Here is a 3,271-nt window from a genome sequence, read left to right on the forward strand (position 1 = left end):
CATCCGAGGTGTCGGATGGCGGCCGCTTCGACGGACAGTCTGTCACTGCGCCTGGACGGTGGCGATGCGGTTGGTGAGCATCGTGACGAAGGGGGCGCGGGCGCGGGTCTGCTGTTCGAAGGCCAGCAGCTGGGCCAGCTCCTCGACGGTCAGCATCCGCAGCCGGGCGCGCAGCTGGGCCAGCGTCATCGCGGGGTAGTCGTAGCGGATAGCGACCTCGGGGGCTACGACCTCCTCCTCGGTGGGCTCGTCGGCGGGCTCGATGACCTCTTCCTCGGTCTCGAGCAGCAGCAGCGACGCGGGCACGGCCTTGCCGTTGGTCTGCGGGGCCTCCGGCGCTTCGAACAGGTCGAAGCGGCTGGTGTGGCCGTTGGTGGCGGGCGCGGGCTCCAGGTCCTCGTCGAAGGTGGCCCAGGCGGGCTGCTCGGCCGGAGCCGAACCCAGCCGCTCGAACACACCGTCACCCTTGAGCGCGAGGCTGGTGACGAACTGCTGCAGATGCATCGTGGTCTGCAGCACGCGACTGAGCGCGGTGATCGGGAAATTGACCGCGGCGACGGGCAGTCGCCGGGTCTCTTCTAAGGCGTATACGGCGGCGCCGGCGGCCACCCTGGCCAGGAACGGAGGTCGAAACATGACTCCAGCCTGCCGCAAACCGGGTGTGATGCAAAGGTCCACACCCCTGTTGTGTGACTTTCGCCCCTTGATCCGACCTGATCGGGCCTCTCGCGCGCACGTAAGCTGTGGGATATGACCTCGGCAATCCCCTTGAACGTCGGTATCACGCGCTCCGCGGGCGCGAATGCTGCCGGTGGCAAGCGCGTGCTGCTGGCCGAGCCGCGCGGCTACTGCGCAGGCGTCGACCGCGCCGTCGAGACCGTGGAGAAGGCTCTCGAGAAACACGGCGCCCCGATCTATGTGCGCAAGGAGATCGTGCACAACCGCCACGTGGTGGAAACACTACGTGAGCAGGGCGTGATCTTCGTCGACGAGACAGACGAGGTGCCCGAGGGCGCGCTGGTCGTGTTCTCCGCGCACGGTGTCGCGCCGATCGTGCACGAGACCGCCGCCGAACGGAACCTGCGCACCATCGACGCCACCTGTCCGCTGGTCACCAAGGTGCACCAGGAAGCCAAGCGGTTCGCCCGCGACGACTTCGACATCCTGCTGATCGGCCACGAAGGCCACGAGGAAGTCGAGGGCACCGCCGGCGAGGCGCCCGAGCACGTGCAGCTGGTCGACGGGCCCGACTCGGTGGACAAGGTGACCGTGCGCGACCCGTCGAAGGTGATCTGGCTGTCGCAGACCACGCTCTCGGTCGACGAGACCATGGAGACCGTCGAGCGGCTGCGCGAACGTTTCCCGACGCTGCAGGACCCGCCCAGCGACGACATCTGCTACGCCACGTCCAACCGGCAGACCGCGGTCAAGGCGATGGCGCCCGAATGCGATCTGGTGATCGTGGTCGGTTCGCGCAACTCGTCGAACTCGGTGCGACTGGTCGAGGTGGCGCTCGGCGCGGGCGCGAAGGCGGCGTATCTGGTCGACTACGCGCGCGAGGTCGATCTGGCCTGGCTCGACGGGGTGCGGACCATCGGCATCACCTCCGGCGCGTCGGTGCCGGAGATCCTGGTGACCGGGGTCCTCGACCTGCTGGCCGAACACGGCTTCGGTGAGGTCCAGCCGGTGACCACGGCCAACGAGACACTGGTGTTCTCCCTGCCTCGTGAGCTCCGCCCCACCCGCCGGGACGCGCCTTCGCAGAGCTGACCCGCCTGGGCTGAACACAGAAAATCCCCGCCGATCGATCTCGGCGGGGATTCTTCGTTCTCAGACGTTGTCGGGGCGACGTCGTTCCGTGCGGGCGGAGTCGGCGCGGTCTCGATAGCGCACGTTCGGCTGCGGATGCGGGGGTGCGTCGCCACGGCGGCGGGGGACCCTGGCCGGTTCGGGTTCGCGCGGTGCGGCGGCCGCGCGGGCGGCGCGGGGTTCACCGCGGGCGGCGCGAGGCTCGCGGGGCCGGGCCGCGGCGGGCGTCCGTTTCGGTTCGGTGGGCCGGGCGGGTCGGCGAGCCGGGCTCGCCATGTCGACCTCGGTATCGGCTTCGTCCAGTACCGCGGTGCCGCGGCGCGGCCGCTTGCGGGCGGCGGTGGCGAGGTCGGGGGCCGGCTCGGGGCGACGGCGCTTGACCGGCTTGCGTTCGGTCCGGCGCTCCGGGGTGGGGCGAGCGGTCTGGGGTGCGCGCTTGGCGATCGCGATCCTGGCTCCGCCGATCGCCAGCACCAGCACGGTGGCCAGCGCCATCGTCGGGAAGCGCTCCACCAGCGGGATGATCAGGTTCATCAGCACGTCTTTGATCGACGTGGTGGCGCGGCCACCCAGCATCTGGCAGGCCAGGGGCACCGCGACGAACAGCAGCAGCGGCGGCATCACCATGGTGGAGAACAGGCCGCGGAAGCGCACCGCGCAGACAGCGAGCACGCAGCCGAGCACATACAGCGCCGAGAACGTGCCGGTCGGATAGGTCTCGCCGCCGAATCCGTCGATCAGGAACCCGAGACCTGTCGCACCCGCGGCGAGCAGAATCGCGGCCCAGGCGGGGATGCCGGGTACCGAGGGCACGATCGAACGTTGCGGCGCGGGCACCCGGGGTCGCGCACGTTGGGAAGCAGCCACACTATGACACTAACTGCACATCGGCCCTGTGGGCGCCACGGCACGGGGATCTCAGACGCGATCCTCGACGTCGGCGAACGCGACGACGCGTGGTCGGGTCTCGGTGAGCCGGATTGCCGGGAGCTCCTGATCGGCGATGCCGAGATCGTGCATCCGGCGCGCGGTGACCATGACCCGCGACTCCACCGAACCCACGGTCGCGTTGAAAGCCGCTACGGCCTTACCGAGATTCACGCCCAGATTGTCCAGATGCTCGGCGACCTTGCCCAACCGGGTGTAGAGCTCCTTGCCCAGTTGCTGCACCGTTGCCATATCGCGCGAGAGCGCTTCCTGCCGCCAGCTGAACGCCACCGTCCGCAGCAGCGCGATCAATGTAGTGGGGGTTGCCAGGATCACGTTCCGGCCGAACGCGTACTCCAAGAGGTCGGCATCGGTGGTGAGCGCGGCGTCGAGGAACGGGTCGCCGGGCACGAACAGCACGACGAACTCCGGTGCCGGATCGAAGGCCGCCCAGTACGCCTTGTCGGCCAATTGGTCGACGTGGGCGCGCAGGTGTTTGGCGTGGCGGGCCAGCAATGGGGTGCGTGCGCCGGGG

Annotated in this window: 4 protein-coding genes; 1 reads left to right on the forward strand and 3 read right to left on the reverse strand. The window is 69.4% G+C overall.

The window, feature by feature from the left end:
• Positions 1-42: 42 nt before the first annotated feature.
• On the reverse strand, positions 43-636 hold the full coding sequence (locus tag ACWGCN_RS35720) for a lipid droplet-associated protein (RefSeq protein ID WP_378996598.1): 594 nt from the start codon (positions 634-636) through the stop codon (positions 43-45).
• 114 nt (positions 637-750) lie between these two features.
• On the opposite strand from ACWGCN_RS35720, the gene ACWGCN_RS35725 reads away from it, so the two are divergent.
• The gene (locus ACWGCN_RS35725; RefSeq protein WP_387445875.1) at positions 751-1,770 is read left to right on the forward strand and encodes a 4-hydroxy-3-methylbut-2-enyl diphosphate reductase; all 1,020 of its coding nucleotides are present in this window, start codon (positions 751-753) and stop codon (positions 1,768-1,770) included.
• 60 nt (positions 1,771-1,830) lie between these two features.
• Here the strand turns inward: ACWGCN_RS35725 and ACWGCN_RS35730 are convergent, their stop codons facing one another.
• Positions 1,831-2,676, reverse strand: coding sequence for a DUF6542 domain-containing protein (locus ACWGCN_RS35730; RefSeq protein ID WP_452460114.1), 846 nt, complete (start codon positions 2,674-2,676; stop codon positions 1,831-1,833).
• 51 nt (positions 2,677-2,727) lie between these two features.
• The coding region (locus tag ACWGCN_RS35735) for a DNA recombination protein RmuC (protein ID WP_452529191.1) at positions 2,728-3,271 on the reverse strand (544 nt) is incomplete at its 5' end.

It is taken from the genome of Nocardia sp. NPDC055050 (assembly GCF_053608345.1).

Bases quoted from the DNA above. Each gene is read 5' to 3' on its own strand.
- ACWGCN_RS35725 (WP_387445875.1), top strand. From the start codon at position 751: ATGACCTCGGCAATCCCCTTGAACGTCGGTATCACGCGCTCCGCGGGC.
- ACWGCN_RS35720 (WP_378996598.1), bottom strand. From the start codon at position 636: ATGTTTCGACCTCCGTTCCTGGCCAGGGTGGCCGCCGGCGCCGCCGTA.